Origin of the sequence: Peribacillus muralis (assembly GCF_001439925.1) — a bacterium.
Lineage (GTDB): Bacteria > Bacillota > Bacilli > Bacillales > DSM-1321 > Peribacillus > Peribacillus muralis.
Genome location: NZ_LMBV01000003.1, coordinates 280492 through 299254, shown reverse-complemented (window position 1 = coordinate 299254; position 18763 = coordinate 280492). Strand labels below are relative to the sequence as shown.

18 protein-coding genes are annotated in these 18763 nt (G+C 41.9%); 11 read left to right on the top strand and 7 right to left on the bottom strand.

All coding sequences use genetic code 11. The features are described from left to right. Together ASU00_RS05965 and ASU00_RS05960 are read right to left on the bottom strand one after the other, a co-directional pair. Entirely contained in the window at positions 1-1071 is a 1071-nt protein-coding gene (locus ASU00_RS05965; protein WP_057912519.1) for a YheC/YheD family endospore coat-associated protein, read from the bottom strand. Positions 1072-1087: 16 nt separating this feature from the next. After that, positions 1088-2449: a YheC/YheD family endospore coat-associated protein gene (locus ASU00_RS05960; RefSeq protein ID WP_057912518.1), complete on the bottom strand. Its 1362-nt coding sequence runs from the start codon at positions 2447-2449 to the stop codon at positions 1088-1090. A gap of 472 nt (positions 2450-2921) precedes the next feature. Here ASU00_RS05960 and ASU00_RS05955 point away from each other — a divergent pair, with 472 nt between their 5' ends. The 3 genes from ASU00_RS05955 (at position 2922) to ASU00_RS05945 (ending at position 4661) form a co-directional block, all read left to right on the top strand. Then, positions 2922-3278 carry a YlbF/YmcA family competence regulator gene (locus ASU00_RS05955; RefSeq protein ID WP_057912517.1) on the top strand — a complete coding sequence of 119 codons (357 nt, stop codon included), beginning with the start codon at positions 2922-2924 and terminating at the stop codon, positions 3276-3278. Between the two features lie 126 nt (positions 3279-3404). Then, a complete protein-coding gene (locus ASU00_RS05950) occupies positions 3405-4271 on the top strand; it encodes a Cof-type HAD-IIB family hydrolase (RefSeq protein WP_057912516.1) in 867 nt (288 codons plus the stop codon). Between the two features lie 135 nt (positions 4272-4406). Then, the gene (locus ASU00_RS05945; RefSeq protein WP_057912515.1) at positions 4407-4661 is read left to right on the top strand and encodes a transcriptional regulator SplA domain-containing protein; all 255 of its coding nucleotides are present in this window, start codon (positions 4407-4409) and stop codon (positions 4659-4661) included. Positions 4662-4839: 178 nt separating this feature from the next. Here ASU00_RS05945 and ASU00_RS05940 read toward each other — a convergent pair whose 3' ends face one another. After that, entirely contained in the window at positions 4840-5283 is a 444-nt protein-coding gene (locus ASU00_RS05940; protein WP_057912514.1) for a DinB family protein, read from the bottom strand. A 254-nt stretch (positions 5284-5537) separates the two neighbouring features. On the opposite strand from ASU00_RS05940, the gene ASU00_RS05935 reads away from it, so the two are divergent. Continuing rightward, entirely contained in the window at positions 5538-5936 is a 399-nt protein-coding gene (locus ASU00_RS05935) for a hypothetical protein (protein WP_057912513.1), read from the top strand. Positions 5937-6015: 79 nt separating this feature from the next. Here the strand turns inward: ASU00_RS05935 and ASU00_RS05930 are convergent, their stop codons facing one another. After that, complete coding sequence (locus ASU00_RS05930) at positions 6016-6894, bottom strand: dimethylarginine dimethylaminohydrolase family protein (RefSeq protein ID WP_201786275.1); 879 nt, start codon at positions 6892-6894, stop codon at positions 6016-6018. A gap of 218 nt (positions 6895-7112) precedes the next feature. On the opposite strand from ASU00_RS05930, the gene ASU00_RS05925 reads away from it, so the two are divergent. Both ASU00_RS05925 and ASU00_RS05920 read left to right on the top strand, forming a co-directional pair. Then, on the top strand, positions 7113-8729 hold the full coding sequence (locus ASU00_RS05925; protein WP_057912512.1) for a long-chain fatty acid--CoA ligase: 1617 nt from the start codon (positions 7113-7115) through the stop codon (positions 8727-8729). Positions 8730-8829: 100 nt separating this feature from the next. After that, a complete protein-coding gene (locus tag ASU00_RS05920) occupies positions 8830-9621 on the top strand; it encodes an enoyl-CoA hydratase (protein WP_057912649.1) in 792 nt (263 codons plus the stop codon). A gap of 78 nt (positions 9622-9699) precedes the next feature. On the opposite strand, the gene ASU00_RS05915 is transcribed toward ASU00_RS05920, so the two are convergent. After that, complete coding sequence (locus ASU00_RS05915) at positions 9700-9888, bottom strand: YhzD family protein (RefSeq protein ID WP_057912511.1); 189 nt, start codon at positions 9886-9888, stop codon at positions 9700-9702. Between the two features lie 330 nt (positions 9889-10218). Between ASU00_RS05915 and cysK the strand changes: the two genes are divergently transcribed. The 3 genes from cysK (at position 10219) to ASU00_RS05900 (ending at position 15540) form a co-directional block, all read left to right on the top strand. Next, on the top strand, positions 10219-11142 hold the full coding sequence (gene cysK, locus ASU00_RS05910) for a cysteine synthase A (protein ID WP_057912510.1): 924 nt from the start codon (positions 10219-10221) through the stop codon (positions 11140-11142). 149 nt (positions 11143-11291) lie between these two features. Next, complete coding sequence (locus ASU00_RS05905) at positions 11292-12503, top strand: metallophosphoesterase family protein (protein ID WP_057912509.1); 1212 nt, start codon at positions 11292-11294, stop codon at positions 12501-12503. A 19-nt stretch (positions 12504-12522) separates the two neighbouring features. Beyond that, positions 12523-15540 carry an ATP-binding protein gene (locus ASU00_RS05900; RefSeq protein WP_161809700.1) on the top strand — a complete coding sequence of 1006 codons (3018 nt, stop codon included), beginning with the start codon at positions 12523-12525 and terminating at the stop codon, positions 15538-15540. Between the two features lie 505 nt (positions 15541-16045). Here the strand turns inward: ASU00_RS05900 and ASU00_RS26885 are convergent. Both ASU00_RS26885 and ASU00_RS26880 read right to left on the bottom strand, forming a co-directional pair. Further along, a complete protein-coding gene (locus ASU00_RS26885; RefSeq protein WP_413783507.1) occupies positions 16046-16225 on the bottom strand; it encodes an IS3 family transposase in 180 nt (59 codons plus the stop codon). A gap of 103 nt (positions 16226-16328) precedes the next feature. Beyond that, positions 16329-16481, bottom strand: a complete 153-nt coding sequence (locus ASU00_RS26880; protein WP_377361365.1) for a hypothetical protein — start codon at positions 16479-16481, stop codon at positions 16329-16331. A 604-nt stretch (positions 16482-17085) separates the two neighbouring features. Between ASU00_RS26880 and ASU00_RS05895 the strand changes: the two genes are divergently transcribed. Both ASU00_RS05895 and ASU00_RS05890 read left to right on the top strand, forming a co-directional pair. After that, positions 17086-17910, top strand: coding sequence for an ABC transporter ATP-binding protein (locus tag ASU00_RS05895; RefSeq protein ID WP_057912507.1), 825 nt, complete (start codon positions 17086-17088; stop codon positions 17908-17910). Continuing rightward, entirely contained in the window at positions 17903-18601 is a 699-nt protein-coding gene (locus ASU00_RS05890) for a (2Fe-2S)-binding protein (protein WP_057912506.1), read from the top strand. The genes ASU00_RS05895 and ASU00_RS05890 overlap by 8 nt, the downstream gene beginning before the upstream one ends. The last annotated feature ends 162 nt before the right edge of the window (positions 18602-18763 follow it).

Sequence of the window (18763 nt, the reverse complement as noted above, 5' to 3'; positions counted from 1 at the left end):
TCATTCACCTGCCTTTTGAAGATGATCGGCTAAATATTGACTATATTGAAACGGTGCTCGGTGAATGTCCCTCATGGTCTCCGGGTGCAGTACCTGGATGATTTTCCTGCCGGGTTTTGAATTAATGTCCATGATCCATAACTGTCCCTTTTTATCGATGCCTAGATCGATGCCCAACTCGAATAGCCTATCAAAGACAGCCTCCGTTTCGGCAGGGAGGGAACGGAGAATATGCTGGATCTTTTGTTCGACAGCAATCGATATGGTTTCCGGGTTCTTTTTGATGAAGGCATCCAATGTAACGGCTTCCCCGCCTGTTGCTAAATTCGAGGTGATTCCAGCCTTTTGGCCAGTGCGAATCCCGCGGCCCCGTTCCATCCATTGGTTCTTCTCGTTTTTTTGCAGCAGGATGCGCAAATCGAATGGTTCATTTTCTAAGGTGCAAAGTTCCAAATATGGCTGACAAAGGTATTTGTATCGATTTAATAAATGCTGCAGCCATTTGTTCAGCTGTGATGTTGAGGTGAATTGACGATCGTATTTAGTTCCTTTTTTTGTCATGGATACTAAAGTGCCCTCATCGTTTTTGCAAAGAAGGTAAATGCCCGTACCGCCTGCACCGAATTCAGGCTTGATGATGATTTTATTCAGGCGCTCCAAATGACCGATAATATCTTCGGATGCCGATACTTGATGGGTCTCTGGAAAAAACGCTTGAAGAAGGGGGTGTTTTTTCAGGGATTGATAAACTTCCCACTTTCCAGGAAGTCCAAGTCCCAAGAAGGTAGAATGATCTTTTAACCAATTAATTTTAATTCGGGTTTCCGATTGTTGCCGAGAAAGTCCATGGAAACAACGATCATATATAAATTCAGGTATATCAAAAGATGAAGCAATCCACATTTCCCTTTCGGAATCAAATCGTTCGCCCCGTACTTTCTTAAGGTCACGATCGATATTTTCCGGTGTGAATTTACAAACGTTCATATTGAAAGATTTTGCCGTTTTGGCTAAATCGGTGAAATAGTGGTTTTCATGTGTATCCGCCGTTGCCATTAATCCAATTAACACGTGCTAGCAACTCCTTTTATTGATGTTTTTCGTAGTTAAGGGTCAGCATGAAATCTATGATGGATTTTACTGATGGGCGAAAGGTTTCATAATTGCCTTGAAATTTTTTCGAAGGTTTGGAATTTACCTCGATGATCCATGGATGGCCATCTTCATCAAGTGCTACATCTATTCCCAGCTCCCCGAAGGATTCGTCATGGTGTTCAATGATTGCTCTCGCTGTGTTTTTAGCAAGCCGGATCAGCTTTTGATACAAGCGGCCAGCCTCAGGGTAATCAAATACTTCCTTGAGGAAATCCGAGCCATTTTTCATCAAACCACCTTGAGCAAGATTGGAAACGATGGCACCTTGCTCTCCAATCCGGGCAACCATTGAAGAAATTTTCCATTTAAGCTGATCATTTTGGTGAAGGAGTATGCGGAAATCAACTTTCCTTTGGTCGGTTTCGAACAAGGAAATACCTTGTTGCAGAATGAAGACTTGTTTTTTGGAAAATCTTTTTAAAGTATTGAACAACTCCTCAACTGAGTCAGCAAAATAAAGTTCCTGTTTTTTCCCCGAGGGCTCGATTTTCCATTTTCCAGCTACTTGGGTTAACCTGCATATATTTTTACCTTGACTGCCTGAAGCAGGTTTAAAATATATAATTGAATGCTTTTCTATGAAGGGAAGGAATGCTTCCCTTTCGCCGAAAAGTATCGTATCAGGCAAACTTGGCAGTAACTCATATTCTTGGTTCAGTAGCTGATGAACACCATATTTGGAAAGGAACCTTCCATTGAACATCGGTATCGCTCGAGCCTCGAGTTCAATTTTAAACAGCTCGAATGAATGCGAAGCTTCAAGCTTTCGTGAATGTATCCGGTTATATAGTACATCAGGAATGGGGAGAGTTACTGTTTCCCAACCATTTTGTCCTGTCATCAAGCCTTCGATAATCCCTTCTTGAAGAGACTGCAGTTTCACTAAGTAAAAGGGGATGCCTTGCTGATTGCAGTAAGATGTCATTTCCTGATAAAACCTTTCCATCTCTCCTAGTGTCCCATCTTGCAACGGAGTTTGATTCGTCAGTGCAGCGAAGAAAGGGCCTATTTGAATAGTTCTTCCTTCCGGATGAAAAGAAACGGAAATTGAATCGGAAAAGGCAGGCAGGGATAAAAATTGATTCATGTCATATGAAAGTTTCAATGTAGGATTTGATGCAGGAAATGGTTGGACAAGGACTGGGATGGAACGACATCCAGCGATGATCCTAACGGGCTCTCCGAAATGCAGGCCCCATTCCCCAAATAGGTTTTCTTCAATAAACAGGAGAGCCTTCTTTCTAGTCTCTGCAGGGTTAACCGTAATGAAAACTCTCTGATGGTTCATGTTCATATTCATTCCCCGTTTGCACTAAGATTGTAATCGTTTTTCAATTAAATGATGGGCAAAAGTGGATAACACATTCTATGTTTTTGTTAATAGAAGGTGTCATTAGGCCATCGTTTCATACAATAAAAGCTAAAAATCACATGTCAGTGCCCGCTGATGTCCTCCAGCAAGGTATGCGATGCTTCTTTACAGAATATGAAAAAAACCGTTGAGACAGAAGTAAAGAAGCGTTTCCATCAGAAAATATTACCGCTTAAATGTCATTGTAGATTGAATCGGTGCCCTGAATCGAGAAGAGATTCTGCCTGATATCGTTTCCTTTTCGTTCGTTCACGAAAAACTTGTTATAGAATGTTCAAACGGTTGCTGCTACATATGGCGAATTTCTTTGAATCATAAACTGTTTTAATTCACATGCGGATTTGTTATAGTGGAAAAGGTGTAAGGAATACAACGATACCGGGAGGGAAAATACATGAGTAACGTATATGATGCGGCGTATGAAATGGAAAAGGCGATTCGGGCAAGTAATGAATATGCTGACTTGCAACGATTATATGATCTTGTCAATTCCGATGAAGCAACAAAAGGAATGTTTGAGAACTTCCGTAATCTGCAAATGTCATTGCAGCAAAAACAAATGATGGGCGAGGAGATCGCTCCTGAAGAAGTGGAACAAGCACAAAAAACGGTACAGCTTGTTCAACAAAACCCAACCATTTCTCAATTGATGGAAGCCGAGCAACGAATGAGCATGGTCATCGCAGACCTTAATAAAATTATCATGAAGCCGCTTGAAGATTTATACGGCTTGCCTGAACAACAGCAATAATATTCCAGTAGCTTCCAACCTTTAATTAAGGTTGGGAGTTTTTTTATGTGCACCACTATTTGTTCTACTCTTTAAATTTTAGTCATAAATTTGAAAGAGGATATTACAGATGGGGGAGAGATCAGCATGGTATATCGTCTACTTGCGGTCAATATCGACGGGACATTGCTCCAGACTAATGGCCGTTTAAATAAATCGACTAAAGAAGCAATCGATTATGTGCACCAAAAAGGTGTCCATGTTGCACTTGTGACATCAAGAAACTATCACTCAGCAAAAAAAGTGGCCAAAGCCTTAAAAATAAATCCGATGATCGTTGCCCAGCAAGGAGCTTTTGTGGGAGCTTCCATCGAGAAGCCCATGATGGTAAAAAGAATTTCAGAAGAACTGACGCTTGAGATTGTGCAAATGCTTGAAAAGACCGTATGCCAAATTTTGCTCATTCATGAAAAATACTCGCTTGGCAATCGAGTGAACCTTCCGGAGAATCTGCTTGGCAAAACGGTCATGTATTTGAATGAACAAAATATCTATGCTCAAAACTATGTCGATGATATCAGTGAAGAGCTGATGGCTAAGCCTATGGCCCCTACAAAAATGGATATTATATTCTCAGAGCAAAGCGATCGAAATGATATGCTGAAATTGATAAGAGAAATGTTCCCCGAGGTGGACGTGATGTTATATCCAGGCCATAAGATGACCATTGTTCCAAAGGGTGTTTCAAAATGGAGGGGTGTGCTATATCTGGCCGACCATTTAGAGGTGAAAAGAACGGAAATCGTCTCGATTGGCGATGGATTGGATGATATGGAGATGATTGCCGGTTCCGGACTCGGAGTTGCCATGGGCAATGCCGATGCGGAAGTGAGGAAAGTGGCCAAATGGGTCACTCGCTCCAACGACCAAGATGGTGTTGCTTATATGTTAAAGGAATTCTTCCGTAAGCAGCATCCAATCGAATTTCTGCAGAAGATGAATATGCTCAAATGAAACTTGAGGCCCCTTCATAAAAGAAGGAGCCTCATTCATATATTTATCTCAAAAAGCATTTAGTATTATTTCATAAATAATTCTCCTCACCTTTCCATAAACTATAGAAAATCAGCTAAGGAAAGGAAGAATCCAATGGGAGTTATCAATGCGAAAGAGGTACAAGTCGGAGATGAGGTATTTGTGATTTATAATAATCCACATGTTCCTACCGTTTCAAATATTAGGGCAGCGGAGATCGTTCCCCATCCGAAGGATCCCAATGCAGTCGCTTTATTCTTAAACGATACATTCCATACGATTGAGGATGATGATGCCTTGTTTTCCTCGGAAGCCGCTGCCGAACAAGCTTATAATGATTTTATCGAAAACCAGGATCAGTTGACTTAATGTAATGACTGAACAAAAACAGCCCCCTCCTTTCTTGGAGGGGCTGTTTTTGATCTGCTTAAAAAAGGGCCAACCTACGGATAGCGCACCAACTCGCGAGTTGAATCGTACCATTTTTTATATAAAAAAGCTGTCATTCATTTTGAGATAAATGAGTGACAGCTGGTCGTGTTATTGTTTAGTTTTGAATGATGAGTTTCATTGCGTGAATTTGGCCAATATGATTCGCTTCGTGTAAGACTACGAAATTGACGAATTCGCCAATTGTTTCCATTCCCATGAACGGTTGTGCTGCTTTTTCTGTAAGGCGTTCTTCGGGAATTTCAAGCAGGCGACCAAGTTGTTCTTGCAATTGCTGTGTCAGTGTATCCACGGAAGGTACTTCGCCGGTCCAGGCGGCAGGTTTTGAGCCATATCCGAATAGCTGGCTGTAATTGGCAGGCAAAGTGCTGCTATCATCCAATAAGAACTTTTCCGCTGCGGTAAGAACGTGTCCTAAATGCCAATGGATGGTATTATTAAAACCTTCAGGCTGTACATCCATAAGTTCTGGAGTGACTCCCTCAATTTCCTTCAAGAGATTTTTGCGCATCATTGTCAGTTGATTTTTTACATAATTCATTTTACATTCCCCTTTCGATCCTTTTTCTAGGTAACTTATAAAAGTATAACAAGGTTATTTCTATATTATCAAATTTGGTCTCCTCGGAAACATGCCAGCAACTGTAAGTCAGTGAACTATTCCTATGATTTTTGTGTTACACAATGAATTCAAGTGCCGTTCAGCGATAACTTTCCCTATTCTCTTTTTTGAGGAATAGTATAATGAAGAAAATATGGATAATTAATCCATGGTCTTATAGGGAGATGACATGAATGAAGAAGAAGCCATTTTTACTAGCACTTGGCTTATTGTCCATAGCGTTAGTGGCAGGTTGTTCAACAAAGCAAGAACATATTTCGATTCAAAAACTTAAAAACAAAACCTACCAATTCGAGGCCTATAAACAGGAAATAGAAGCGGGAGGTACAGAAAAAGCGAAGGAAATCTTAAAGAATGCGGAATGGCATCAATTCGTAATGGAGAAAGATCATCCTAAGGCGGATTATATCTTTTATTTCAATGACGATAAAAGTGAAGGAAAAATTGCGGTGTATTATGTTTGGGTCAATGACGATGAGCATGTAATCGAATTGACGAGGGATCAGCATAAAAAGCATGTTCAATTGAATCGTAAGGATTCAACAATTATATTAAGGCTGTTGAATGAATGATAAAAAACTTGTGTCCTGGCCTACAAAAGTAAAACGGACCTCCAAAAGGGTAGGTCCGTGAATGGCTGCGTTTTTTTTATTAGGCAAGCCCAGTCATTTTTTTCGTTGTCCGCAAAAGAGGCATCGTACAGCATCGGAAAGAGCCTCCTGACTTGATGATTTCACTTATATCGACTTCAATGACTTCATAGCCTCGTAGACGTAGCTGACGATTGACTTGTTCGTTACAAGGCAGACTGAATAATTTTTTATTACCAATGGAAAGTACGTTGGTTCCCAATGTAAATTGTTCTTCTTTGGTCACTTCAATTATGTCATAGCGGGACGCTAATAAATCCTGCTCTTTTTTTGCAAGTGCTTCAGGAAATAGAAGTGCCTCTGTTGGTGAAATTACATTGAAAACGCAGTCTAGGTGAAGAAACTTTTCAACGAAGGGAATCGCGATAATAGCATATTGCGGTAATAACGCCTGAAGGTGCTGGATAGATGTTTCATCCGTCCGATCACTTACCCCGATATAGATCGTTTTGCCGTCAATGATGACATCGCCGCCTTCTATGTGATTTTTGTGAAGGTTGAAAAACGGAATATCATTCGTCTCGAGCCACGATTTCAAGATAAGTTCTTCACCCTGCCTAATGTTTGTTGCCATCTCTGCTACATAAACTGTGTTTCCGAGAGTGAAGCCGATATCTCTTGTAAAGACTTGTTCTGGATATGTAATTTCAGGCGGTAATTTAATTACCTCAATACCTTCTCGTTCAAGTGTCTCGGTAAAGTGGGCGTGCTGCTCCAAGGCGAGTGCTTGATTTATATTTTCTTCTTTGAACTCTTTTTGCGTTTCATTGATGATTTCACGAATTTCCATATAGCGGGGTTCACAGACGATCACCCGTGATAGCTTTGAATATTCACTCGCGCAATACGCCTCTAATTCTTCGTTTATCTTATTTACCATTAGTGAGCTCCCTCTAAATATAATTGTATCTTTACTATTACCTTTTTTTTCTACAAAGAAACATGAAAATTAAGTTGTCTCAAAAAGATTCTTCGTTCATCTTCATGACATTTCACTACTTGAAAATTCATTCAAAATAAAACACTAGGAAAAAAGGATTATTTTTTTTCTGGTCGAATATATAATGAAGGCGTTTTCAATATAAGGGGGAGATAGTAATGATCGATACTCCGTTGATCATGACTCAAATCATTGAAAGAGCGGAAAAGTATTTTTCGAAAAAAGAAGTAGTTTCGCGTACGGATGGTGGAATCCACACTTTTACATATGCGGAGATTGCAGAACGCACAAGAAGACTTGCGAGTGTGTTGGCGAAATTAGGAATTAAGACGGGTGACCGTGTTGGAACGCTTGCCTGGAACCATCATAGGCATCTTGAAGCCTACTTTGCAATTCCTTGCTCTGGAGCAGTCCTGCACACCATCAATATGCGTCTTTCCCCTCAACACGTTTCTTATATCGTTAATAGTGCAAAAGATCGCTTATTATTAATTGATCCAGATGTAATTCCTCTATTGGAGGCGATTAAAGATGAGCTGCCTACAGTGGAAGGGTATATCGTTATGACCGATAAAGCGGAGCTTCCTGAAACGTCCCTGTCACCTCTATACCATTATGAAACGTTATTGGCCGAGGGGAATCCAAAACAGCCATTCATTCAAGGTTTAGATGAAAACGCTCCGGCAGGCATATGTTACACCTCTGCTACGACAGGGAACCCAAAAGGTGTGGTTTATTCGCATCGCGGGATATTGTTGCATGCGATTGCACTTGGTCTTGCCGATTCCACCGCAATTAGCGAAAGGGATGTAGCCCTTCCCGTCGTGCCTATGTTTCATGTCAATGCTTGGGGGATGCCTTTTGCCAGCGTTTGGTTCGGGACCAAGATGGTTTTGCCCGGACCGTATTTCACACCGAAAATATTGGCGGAGCTAATAGAAGCGGAGAAGGTCACCATTGCTGCAGGGGTTCCGACGATTTGGCTTGGATTATTAAAGGAGCTTGAAGAAACCAGCCATGATACGAGCAGCATCCGCGCTGTATTATGCGGAGGGTCGGCTGCACCAAAAAGCATGATTAAGGCATTTGAACAAAGGCATGGAATACCGTTTTTGCATGCTTATGGGATGACTGAAACAAGTCCGCTCGTTTTTATTTCCAAACCAAAAAGCTATCAGGAAGGCCTTCCTGAAGAAGAACTTTATGAATTGAAGGCAAAGCAAGGTCTTGTTGCGCCAATGATCGAGATTAAAGTGATTGGCCCGGACGGTGAAGTTTCACCTGATGGGAAAGAAATGGGCGAATTACTGATAAGAGGACCTTGGATTGCGAATGAATATTATCAAGATGAACGGACAGAGGATACGTTTAAGGACGGATGGCTGTATACAGGCGATGTCGTCACGATAGATGAGGAGGGATTCGTGAAGATCGTCGACCGGACCAAGGACCTGATCAAAAGCGGCGGGGAATGGATTTCTTCTGTAGATCTGGAGAATGCGTTAATGGCCCATGAAGGGATCTTTGAGGCGGCAGTCATTGCAGTGCCTCACGAAAAATGGCAGGAGCGCCCGATAGCATGCGTTGTTTTGAAGGATGCATATAAAGGGCAAGTGTCCGAGGAAAACATCATCGAATTTTTAAAGCCGCAGTTTGCAAAATGGTGGCTGCCGGATGAAGTGGTGTTTTTGGATGAGATTCCGAAAACGGGGGTTGGGAAGTTTTTGAAAAGGGCCTTGCGAGATCAGCTTCAGGATAAATACATCAAGAAATAACGGAATGATTTTATTAATTATAACTTTTCCCCCTATTCTGTTAATGATCGGGAATATATAATTAATTCATCGAATGAGAAGGAGGAAGAAAAAATTGAGTATCGAATCGACATCAACTGCAGGTACTGTATTAGTCACATATTCCGATCGGACAGCTACCGTTGCTATGAATCGCCCAGAGGCGATGAATGCTTTAAATCCGGAAATGCTGCATGATTTCATTAATGCGCTTAAAGAAGTAAGTGATAATGAAGAAGTGGACGTCGTCATTTTAAAAGGAAATGGAAAAGCTTTTTCCGCGGGCGGAGATATTAAGATGATGCTCTCTCCCGGAAAAGAAAACGCTTTCGATGACTTGATGGATGGCATCAGTGAATTGGTGACCACTTTATATTTCATGCCTAAATTGACCATTAGCGCCATTCATGGAGCTGCCGCAGGGCTTGGCTTGAGTATAGCTCTTGCAACGGATCACCTCATTGCGGATTCGGAAAGTAAGATTGCGATGAATTTTATCGGGATTGGACTGATTCCAGATGGCGGTGGACATTTCTTCCTTGAGCGCCGACTTGGTGAGGTGGGTGCAAAAGAATTGATCTGGGAGGGAAAAGTGCTTACAGCGCTCGAGGCCATAGACAAGGGCCTCATTCATAATGTGGCAGACGGAACATTGGAACAGGCGGTGGAGAAAAAGGTGCAAGCTTGGCTGCAAAGCCCGATTTCTGCCATGATCAAAACGAAGAAAATCCTTAGTGAAAAAAATCGTCCCTTATTAATTAAAATGCTTGAGATAGAAAAAGCGGCTCAAATGAAAATGCGTCAAACGGCCGATCACCAAGAAGGAATAAAAGCTTTCGTCGAGAAAAGAAAACCGAACTTCACCGGTAAATGAAAAATATCAATCGGAAGAGGCCGTCACGTTAGTGTGACGGCCTCTTGCGTATATTAAATGAGTGCGCTTCCATTACTGTCAGCGGTGAAAAAGCAAGAGCTTGCCTGCTGGAGATACGCAGCGGTGTGTTTGATCTTGGTAGTTTTTTTCATTTAGAAGATTTTGTCCTATTTCTTTTGCTTGCCCATCATTCTCTGCAGTAAAAGATTCATCCAATAGTTTTTCTCCTGAAGGTTCAAAAACGGTTAGCTTATATAGTATGGTCATTTTCAAAAACTCCCTTTTCGAATTTGTATACGTTTTCTGATGAACCGAACGGTTATGAAAATTCTATCATTATCTGTCAATTTTGACTATTATTATTTGAAAGAAATATATGAAAACGAAGGATATTGAATAATAGCAAAATAGTAACAAAATTGATGTGAAATAATTATATTAAACAAACTTTCTCTGCTCGTTTATTTAGAGTGGATGTGAACGAAGCCTATTTATGCAAGCGGTATTCTATCTTTAAAATTAAAAATCATAAATGATATAATAGTCTAGAAGAAAAGTGTATGGAGTATGTGTATAGGTTGAAGGGAGTTAGATGATATGACGGTGAAAATCGTGAATAATATAACGGAATTGATAGGGAATACACCAATTGTAAGGATTAACCATTTAACAGGGCGGGATGACGCGGAAGTCTTTGTAAAGCTTGAATATTTCAATCCGAGCAGGAGTGTGAAAGACCGGGCTGCATTTAACTTGATTAAGCAAGCGGAGCTTGATGGGGTCATCCAATCTGGTGCCACGATCATCGAGCCTACTTCCGGCAATACAGGTATCGGACTTGCGATGAATGCAGCGGCGAAAGGCTACAGAGCCATCATGGTCATGCCGGATAATATGTCAAAGGAAAGAATCAATATTCTTAAGGCATATGGAGCGGAAGTTGTCCTCACCCCGGCTGCGGAACGGATGCCAGGTGCGATTCGTAAAGCTCAGGAACTTGCTGCAGAGATTCCGAATAGCTTTATCCCCCAGCAATTCGAGAATAAAGCCAATCCTGATATTCATAGAGTGACGACAGCTGTCGAGATTTTGGAACAGATGGATAAAAAGCTGGATGTGTTTGTGGCAACGGCCGGTACAGGCGGGACGATTACAGGAACGGGTGAAGCGTTAAAAGAGCAGCTGCCACATTTAAGGGTTGTCGTTGTCGAGCCTAAAGGCTCGCCGGTTCTTTCAGGCGGGAAGCCTGGTCCGCATAAGCTGGTCGGAACAAGTCCCGGTTTTGTGCCTAGCATTTTAAACACGAATGTGTTCGATGAAATTGTCCAAGCGGCTGATGAGGATGCGATTTCAACGATGAAAGATATGGCGGCGAAGGAAGGGATACTAATTGGACCATCAAGCGGTGCTTCTGTTTGGGCTGCGCTCAAGGAGGCACGTCGCCTTGGTGCAGGTAAACGTGTCCTGTGCATTGCCCCGGATAATGGTGAACGTTATTTAAGCATGGATATTTTTCAATAGCTAGTAAAGACCGAACGCGGTGCAAGTGACAATGTACCGCGTTCGGTCTTTTTATTTAACAATGTGGCGATACTGTTCATTAAATGATGGGAAAGTACGTTCTGGTTGTGATAAAGTAAAAGAAATGACAGGTATACAGAGGTGAGGTAATGAGCAGTGTGAAATTCATTCATGCGGCGGATCTTCATCTGGATAGTCCCTATTCAGGGCTGAAGGATTTGCCGTCAACGATATTAAAGGAATTAAGGGAAAGCCCATTCAAAGCCTTTCAAAAGGTCATAAACGAGGCCATTTTCCATCAAGTTGATTTTATCGTGTTGTCCGGCGATTTGTTTGATGGGGAAAATCGGAGTCTGCGGACGCAGGTGCGCTTTCGGACCGAAATGATAAAACTACAGCAACAACAAATCCCTGTTTATATCATTCACGGAAATCATGATCATCTTAGCGGAACTTGGATTACTGTGGAGCTCCCCGATAATGTCAACGTTTTCTCAGGGCAAACGGAAGTGAAATTGTTTGAAAAAGCGGATGGGACAAGCGTCCACTTATATGGATTCAGTTACCCTCGCCGGCATGTAAAGGAGAGGATGATTGAAACCTACAAGAAGTCTGAAGGGGCCGATTATCATATAGGGCTGCTTCATGGGAATTTGGAAGGCAATGTGGAGCATAGCCCTTACTCCCCTTTTTCCCTAAAGGAGCTGGCTGACAGGGATTTCGATTATTGGGCGCTCGGTCATATTCATAAGCATCAGGTGGTTTCAGAGGACCCGCTCGTTATTTACTCAGGCAATATTCAAGGCAGGAACCGCAAGGAAACAGGGGAAAAAGGATGCTTGCTAATCGAACTCGATGGAGACATAAGACGACATTCGTTTATATGTACCGCCGAGGTGATATGGGATAGTGAAACAATTGAAGTATCCACAGATAGGGGATTCGATGATATCTTCAAGCGGTGCAAGGAACTCATCGAGCAAAAAAGCTCCGATGGCAGAAACCATCTTTTGGAAATAAAGTTGGATGCCGGGGGATATCCGGGGAAGGTCGGGGAATATCTTGACGAATTGATCCGGATATTACAGGAAGAAGAGCAAGGTGAGGCATTTGTCTGGGTGTATAAAATCAAGCTTATCCAGACCAAGCCAATGGCTAGGCCAGGTGAGAGCTTATCACCATTTATGGCTGAGGTCTCACAGCTTGCTTCTGAATTTGAGGATACGGAGGATGCTCTGGTCCCGCTTTATCATCACCCGGCTGCAAGAAGATTTCTTGATTCGATGGAACCAACAGAGCAGAAGTCACTTTTGGATGAAGCGGACAGGTGGCTTTTGCATCTGTTTGAAACGAACAAATAATGAGGGAGGAGGAGAAGCGGTGATCATTAAAGACCTCCATGTTTATGGCTATGGAAAACTCGAAAACCAGCGTTTTCCTGAACTAAGTCAGCTGCAGGTATTCTTTGGCGAAAATGAATCAGGCAAGTCCACCATCATGTCTTTCATGCATAGTATTTTATTTGGGTTTCCGACAAAAGTTCAAAACGAACCGCGCTACGAGCCTAAAATGCATGCCAAATATGGGGGAAGGCTCACCCTTATAACAAAAAAACATGGGGAAATCGTTATTGAACGAGTGAAGGGAAAAGCGACTGGCGATGTATCGATCACCTTTGAAAATGGGAGGGCAGGAGGTGAGGAAGAACTGAATGAGATTCTTCATGGTGTTGATAAAAACTATTATCAAGCCATTTTTTCTTTCGACCTTCAAGGACTTCAAGGCTTACATACGCTAAGTGAAGGAACCATGAGTAAATATTTGCTGTCAGCTGGTCTGGTCGGGAATGATAAGCTTCTTGAGGCAGAAACGAAATTGCAAAAAGAGCTTGATCGGCTATTCAAGCCATCAGGACAGAAACCGCTTTTGAATGTGAGAATAAAAGAACTTAAGGAACTGCAGAAAAAGGTAAAAGCATCAGAAGAGGAGCAGCGATCTTATACGACACTTTTGCAAGAAGAAACAGAATTTAAGGAGAGGATTGCTGAAATTACGGAAGCTATCCAAGAGGTAGAAGAAGAGCTTGTGAATGTGGGCACTTTCCTGCGCATTAAGCCCTTGATCGAGGAGCAAGCGAAAATTGAAGCGGAACTAAGTAAAGTAAAGGATGTTAGATTTCCTGTAGATGGTTTAAAAAGACTTGAGCAGTTGCAAGCAATTGGGAGGCCAATGAAGGCCCAGCTAGACGCATTGACAGAGAAACTGAACAAAATTGAAGAGAATCTCGTTGAAAGCGAAATCAATCCGTTCATCAAGGAGCACAAAGAGCAGCTTGAGCAGGCAGTCGACCAAGGTACTTTACTGGAAAAACTAGAGCTGGACATTCGTAGGGCGGAACACGAAAGGCTGATGGAAGAAAAGTATATTGAAAAGGTGAAGCGGGAACTATTCCTCGATCAACCTGATGATGAAATTAACAAACTTGATATCAGTACATATATGAAGGAAAAGGTTAAACGGACGGAGAGGGATAAGCATCAACTGCAAAATAATAAAAAACAGCTCGATGACAAATATGGGCTGCAAAAGGTAAGTCTGGAGACGGCAGAAGTCCGCCTGAAGGAGATAGAAGCCCAGATAATGCCAGAGGAAAAACGAAGCAAGCTGGAATCCTTATACAACAAGCAACATAACAGTGAATTTAAAGCAGTCAAAAGGCTCATTCTTGATGAGCAAATACTCGAACTTGAAAAACAATTGGCTCTAAAGAAGAACAAGAAGGCGCAGGCTCGCAAACGTTCACGAATCATGAATGGAAGTATAATAGCGCTACTAGGGTTAGGTGCTATCAGTTGTTATTTCAGTGATCAGCTGTTGCTTTCAATGATACTTCTGGCCGCGGCCGCTTTGTTTGCGGTTTCCAGGTATCTTTTCAAAGGAGAAGATCCATTATCAGGGCATATACGGCAATTGGATGATGCGAAACGAAAAAGGGCAGCACTTGGCAGTGAAACCAATCAGGATCATGATGGAGAGTCGATGGGAGAATTACTGGGACTGGACGACCGCCTCCAAAGACAGCTTGAAACGGAAAGAGTCAAATATGGGGAACGGGAGGAAGCATTTGAATCGACCATTCAGGAGTACGCGGCTTGGGAAGCTGCAAGGGACAGATTGGCTAAAGAAATGAAAAGCATCTTAAGCGAATGGGGCATGTCCTTTCCCGGCATGGAAATCAATCTTGAATCTGTATTTGACATGCTTGGAGATTGGAAGGAGGCGGTTGAAAGGAAATATGAAACAATCAAGCGGCACGATTATCTACATGAAGAATTCGAAGGTAAAGCGAATATTTTACTTCACTTTGCTCACCGCCTTGATTTTGACCCATCCACTTGGCGTGCAGCAATTACCCTTTTGAAGCGGGAATTGAACAATGCTGTAGAGTTATCCATCCAACGAACGCAATGGTTACAGGAACGAATCCGTTTGCGGGATGAAACCGAGCAGCTTTTGATTGAAAAAGACTATCTTGATGCGGAAATGGAACAGCTTTTTGAGTTAGCGATGGTCAATGATGAGGAAGAATATAGACATAACGCGGCATTATTCGAAAAAAAAGGAGCTTTGCAAAATCAACTTGATTTGCTTACCATTCAAGTTGAGCAATCCAGGATGCTTCCGGAACGAATACAAATGTATGTAAACAAAGGGGTCACCTCCTATACATTTGAAGGTTTGGAGCGGAAACAAAAGGATACTGCAAAACTGAAATCTGCATTATTAGAAAAACTGACTGACACGAAGCATAGAATTAAGCGCCTTGAGGCATCAGGTGTTTATGATGATTTGCTTCATCGGTTTTATGAAGAAAAAGCGGCATTTAACGAAGAAGCGAAAGAATGGGCCAAATTGGCAATTGCAAAAAGCTTATTGAATAAAACGTTGGACCGATATAAAAGGGAACGTCTTCCGAAGGTCATCGCTGATGCCGAGCGACACTTTTCCTTTTTAACGAATGGACGTTATACGAAAATCATTGTTGATCATTTGGGAGAAGGAATCATGGTACAGCGCAGTGACGGCTTGAGATTCGGGGTGGAAGAGGTCAGTCGCGGTACAGCCGAGCAAATTTATGTTTCCCTAAGGTTTGCCCTTGCTGAACATACTTTTGAGGATGATTCTTTTCCGCTCATCATCGATGATGGTTTTGTCAATTTTGATGCAATAAGGACAAAACGGATGCTTGAGTTATTGAAAAAAACTTCACGAAAACGGCAAATCTTCTTTTTTACATGCCATCGACATGTAATGGAGAATTTCGCAGAAGAGCAAGTAATCCATCTCTCCGATCTTATATTGAACAAAGATAATGATTTGATTATCCGTGGATTATAATCGGGTTGAAATAATGATTAAAGAGAGTGGAGGCATTGAATATTAATGAGATTGTCTGCGGTTTTGGAGGATTTGTACGTAGTCCGTTTCATTGCACTGCAGGCGCCTGTTTATCAAGAAGCTTACGTAGACGCGCATTTCCCGCAGGAGTGTCGTTGCCTTCCGTTCCAATCCACTCAGAATTATCAGATAGAAGAACATCTTTGTTCACAGTATTGAGGTTTATAGTTAGACTTAGACTGTTGTTTGCACTTCAGGGACTCTCTTATTCAGAGGCGGTCGGGTAGTGCACTGCCTCCTATAATTTGGACACCTTTTTACTAAGCAGCATGCCCAAAACTAGTTCTATAAGACACTGGACTTTTTCGTCTTAATCTTGACNNACACTTCAAGTTCTTTCTTGAAGTGGTCTATACTCTCGAATTGTTGTAAGGACAGAAATTCTGATTTCAATATTCCGAAGAAATTTCTATAACGGCGTTGTCGTAACAATTTCCTTTTCGAGTTATGCGATGCATTGAAGCCCTAGTTCTTTCATAATACGAAGTACTTTCTTCTTGTTTATCACATAGCCTCTGGATTGAAGAGTGTCTGTGATACGCAGATAACCAAGGCGTCCTTGGTGCTTACGGTAAATGAAGCGAATTCTCCTTTTCCACTTACGGTCGGGATCGGCTGTTTCCATGATTGAACGTGGTAATAGTAGGTACTTTTCGGCAAATCAGCTATCTTCACCAATTGGTTAACAGGAAATTCATGTCTTAGTTCATATACTACTTTCGCCTTGATTATTTTCGTGATTCTTCCTGAACTAAGGCTCTCAGCCTTTTTAAATACGCATTCTCCATACGCAGGTGGTCGATTTCTTTTTTCATTTCTTCTATTGATTGAGTAGAGGAATTTTCTTTCTCATTCCTTTTCTTTTGATCATGAGATGACATGGTAGATGCCCCCTTTTCCTTTATTTTAAGGGCATCTTCTCCACCTACGGACCATAGAGGGTCTGGTATGTGGAAAATGGCCGATGCCTCTTGAACAGAGTAATTCGTTTCTTTTATTCATTTTAAAGGCTGGCCTTTATTTTGTATAGGGGTAAGGAGAATGCTTGAATCACCATGGTGTTTAACAACATNGAACGGAGTGATCTACTCCAACCTCTTTAGCTAACTCTCGATAACTTACTAAATCATTCAAAAAACGTTATATGGCCTGATGCTTTACTACTAGAGTGAATTTACCTGCGTCTGTGAGGGCTCCCCATACCCATATTTCCCGCAGGAGTCTCGAGCCTTCCGTAGCATTCCACTGAAATACAGATTATCGCGATTTGCTTCATGAACGGACGATTTATCCAAGGTGAAGGGTGGAAAATTTTAAATATTAATGTTCCGGAATGGCTCATATCTATAATTGAATGCCCACTTTAATCAATCAATCGCAGGATGATGGATCTCGATATTTTTGGTTCATTATGCTTATAAAGATTGACAGTGATAATCATTTTCATTAAACTTGTATTATTAGAATAATAAGGGGAGTATTTTTATGCGACCAGTTATTAATACACAGTCTTTATCGCTCGGTTATGGTGATAAATTAATAATAAATGATATGAATTTAAAAGTACCCAAAGGGGAGATCACCGTTTTCATTGGTGCCAATGGTTGTGGGAAATCAACATTGCTGCGATCGGTCGCCCGTTTGCTGAAGCCGCAAGCTGGTTCTATTATCCTTGAAGGCAAGGCGATTTCTTCGATGTCATCGAAGGATGTAGCGAGAAAAATGGCGATTCTTCCACAATCGCCGACAGCTCCTGAAGGTCTTACCGTCTACCAGCTCGTGAAACAAGGAAGGTATCCGTACCAAAGTTGGTTGAAACAGTGGAGCTCCGAGGATGAAGAGAAGGTTCAAAAGGCAATTGAAGCTACGAACCTGTCAGAATTGAAGGATCGCGCGGTCGATGAGTTATCGGGAGGTCAGAGGCAGCGGGCATGGATTGCGATGACACTGGCCCAGGATACGGACATCATATTGCTGGATGAACCGACTACATATCTTGATATGACCCATCAAATTGAGATTCTTGACTTACTGTTCGACTTGAATGAGCTTGAGAATCGAACGATCGTTATGGTGCTTCATGATTTGAATTTGGCATGCCGTTATGCGGATAATCTGGTTGCGATTAAAGATGGGGCGATACATGCAGAGGGAAGGCCTGAGGAAATCATCACACCTAGGTTGGTACAGCAAGTATTCGGGATGGAATGCCAAATTTCCTTTGATCCGGTATTCGGCAGTCCGATGTGCATCCCGTTTGGGAAGGGCCGTTACGCTCAAAGTCGGGTAAAAATGAGGGCAAATGGTTAAACTCACACCAGCCATTGAAACAGAGCTCCAAGGTTTTCGCGTATCAGTTGTCGATGAAGGCAAATCTTCCAAAACCTTTAGCGATTTCGATGAGCTGATTTTGTATGCACAAGCCCGGACAGGGGCGGAGACGTCAAAAATAGCCATATCCATGTGGTTCAGACGGTATGCTTTTTTTATTACGGCACAATTGTATATGGTCAGCAAACACCGGCTTGCCTGGGAGGGTAAGCTGGGGGACATTGACGTTTTGGATGATCCGGATGATATACATTGGCAGCCGGTTTTTTTATTGAAAAAAAATCGGTGGAGAAATGTCACGGAGAAGGAAAGTTCCGCTGCCCTTCATTCGATATTAAGCAGGTTTGGTGGAGATGTTATTGGCCCGCTTTCCAAAACCACTAAAATATCGAAGCTTGTACTGTGGGAAACGATTTGGAGCTATGTGGTATGGATGTATAGCGAGTTACTGAAACAGACTGATAAAAAGACCAGAGTTGAAACGGACATAAAATGCTTGCTTGAAGATGAAGTATGGCTGAATATTGAAAGGCGTTCACCATTTAAGCGATTCATAGGGGGCAAAACGGTCCCCGAGTCGATGAATCCTTATAAACGAATGACATGCTGTTTATATTATCGAATTGAAGGACAGGAAAAGTGCACGTATTGTCCGAACAAAAACTGTTAATCAAATAGAATTAAAAGCTAGGCTAGGTTTAGAGCCTGGCCTTTTTGCGGGTGAAAAAGTGACAACGCAGAGTCCTTTCCTTACAATATGTCCAGCCCTTATTGACAAATCTAAACGCACTAACATGGTTCATATGTTATAATGTTGTTATTTAATCGAACG

Coding starts and splice junctions, on each gene's coding strand:
- ASU00_RS05960 (WP_057912518.1), bottom strand. CDS start 2,449: ATGAACATGAACCATCAGAGAGTTTTCATTACGGTTAACCCTGCAGAG.
- ASU00_RS05955 (WP_057912517.1), top strand. CDS start 2,922: ATGAGTAACGTATATGATGCGGCGTATGAAATGGAAAAGGCGATTCGG.
- ASU00_RS05950 (WP_057912516.1), top strand. CDS start 3,405: ATGGTATATCGTCTACTTGCGGTCAATATCGACGGGACATTGCTCCAG.
- ASU00_RS05945 (WP_057912515.1), top strand. CDS start 4,407: ATGGGAGTTATCAATGCGAAAGAGGTACAAGTCGGAGATGAGGTATTT.
- ASU00_RS05940 (WP_057912514.1), bottom strand. CDS start 5,283: ATGAATTATGTAAAAAATCAACTGACAATGATGCGCAAAAATCTCTTG.
- ASU00_RS05935 (WP_057912513.1), top strand. CDS start 5,538: ATGAAGAAGAAGCCATTTTTACTAGCACTTGGCTTATTGTCCATAGCG.
- ASU00_RS05930 (WP_201786275.1), bottom strand. CDS start 6,894: ATGGTAAATAAGATAAACGAAGAATTAGAGGCGTATTGCGCGAGTGAA.
- ASU00_RS05925 (WP_057912512.1), top strand. CDS start 7,113: ATGATCGATACTCCGTTGATCATGACTCAAATCATTGAAAGAGCGGAA.
- ASU00_RS05915 (WP_057912511.1), bottom strand. CDS start 9,888: ATGACCATACTATATAAGCTAACCGTTTTTGAACCTTCAGGAGAAAAA.
- cysK (WP_057912510.1), top strand. CDS start 10,219: ATGACGGTGAAAATCGTGAATAATATAACGGAATTGATAGGGAATACA.
- ASU00_RS05905 (WP_057912509.1), top strand. CDS start 11,292: ATGAGCAGTGTGAAATTCATTCATGCGGCGGATCTTCATCTGGATAGT.
- ASU00_RS26885 (WP_413783507.1), bottom strand. CDS start 16,225: ATGGAAACAGCCGATCCCGACCGTAAGTGGAAAAGGAGAATTCGCTTC.
- ASU00_RS26880 (WP_377361365.1), bottom strand. CDS start 16,481: ATGTCATCTCATGATCAAAAGAAAAGGAATGAGAAAGAAAATTCCTCT.
- ASU00_RS05895 (WP_057912507.1), top strand. CDS start 17,086: ATGCGACCAGTTATTAATACACAGTCTTTATCGCTCGGTTATGGTGAT.
- ASU00_RS05890 (WP_057912506.1), top strand. CDS start 17,903: ATGGTTAAACTCACACCAGCCATTGAAACAGAGCTCCAAGGTTTTCGC.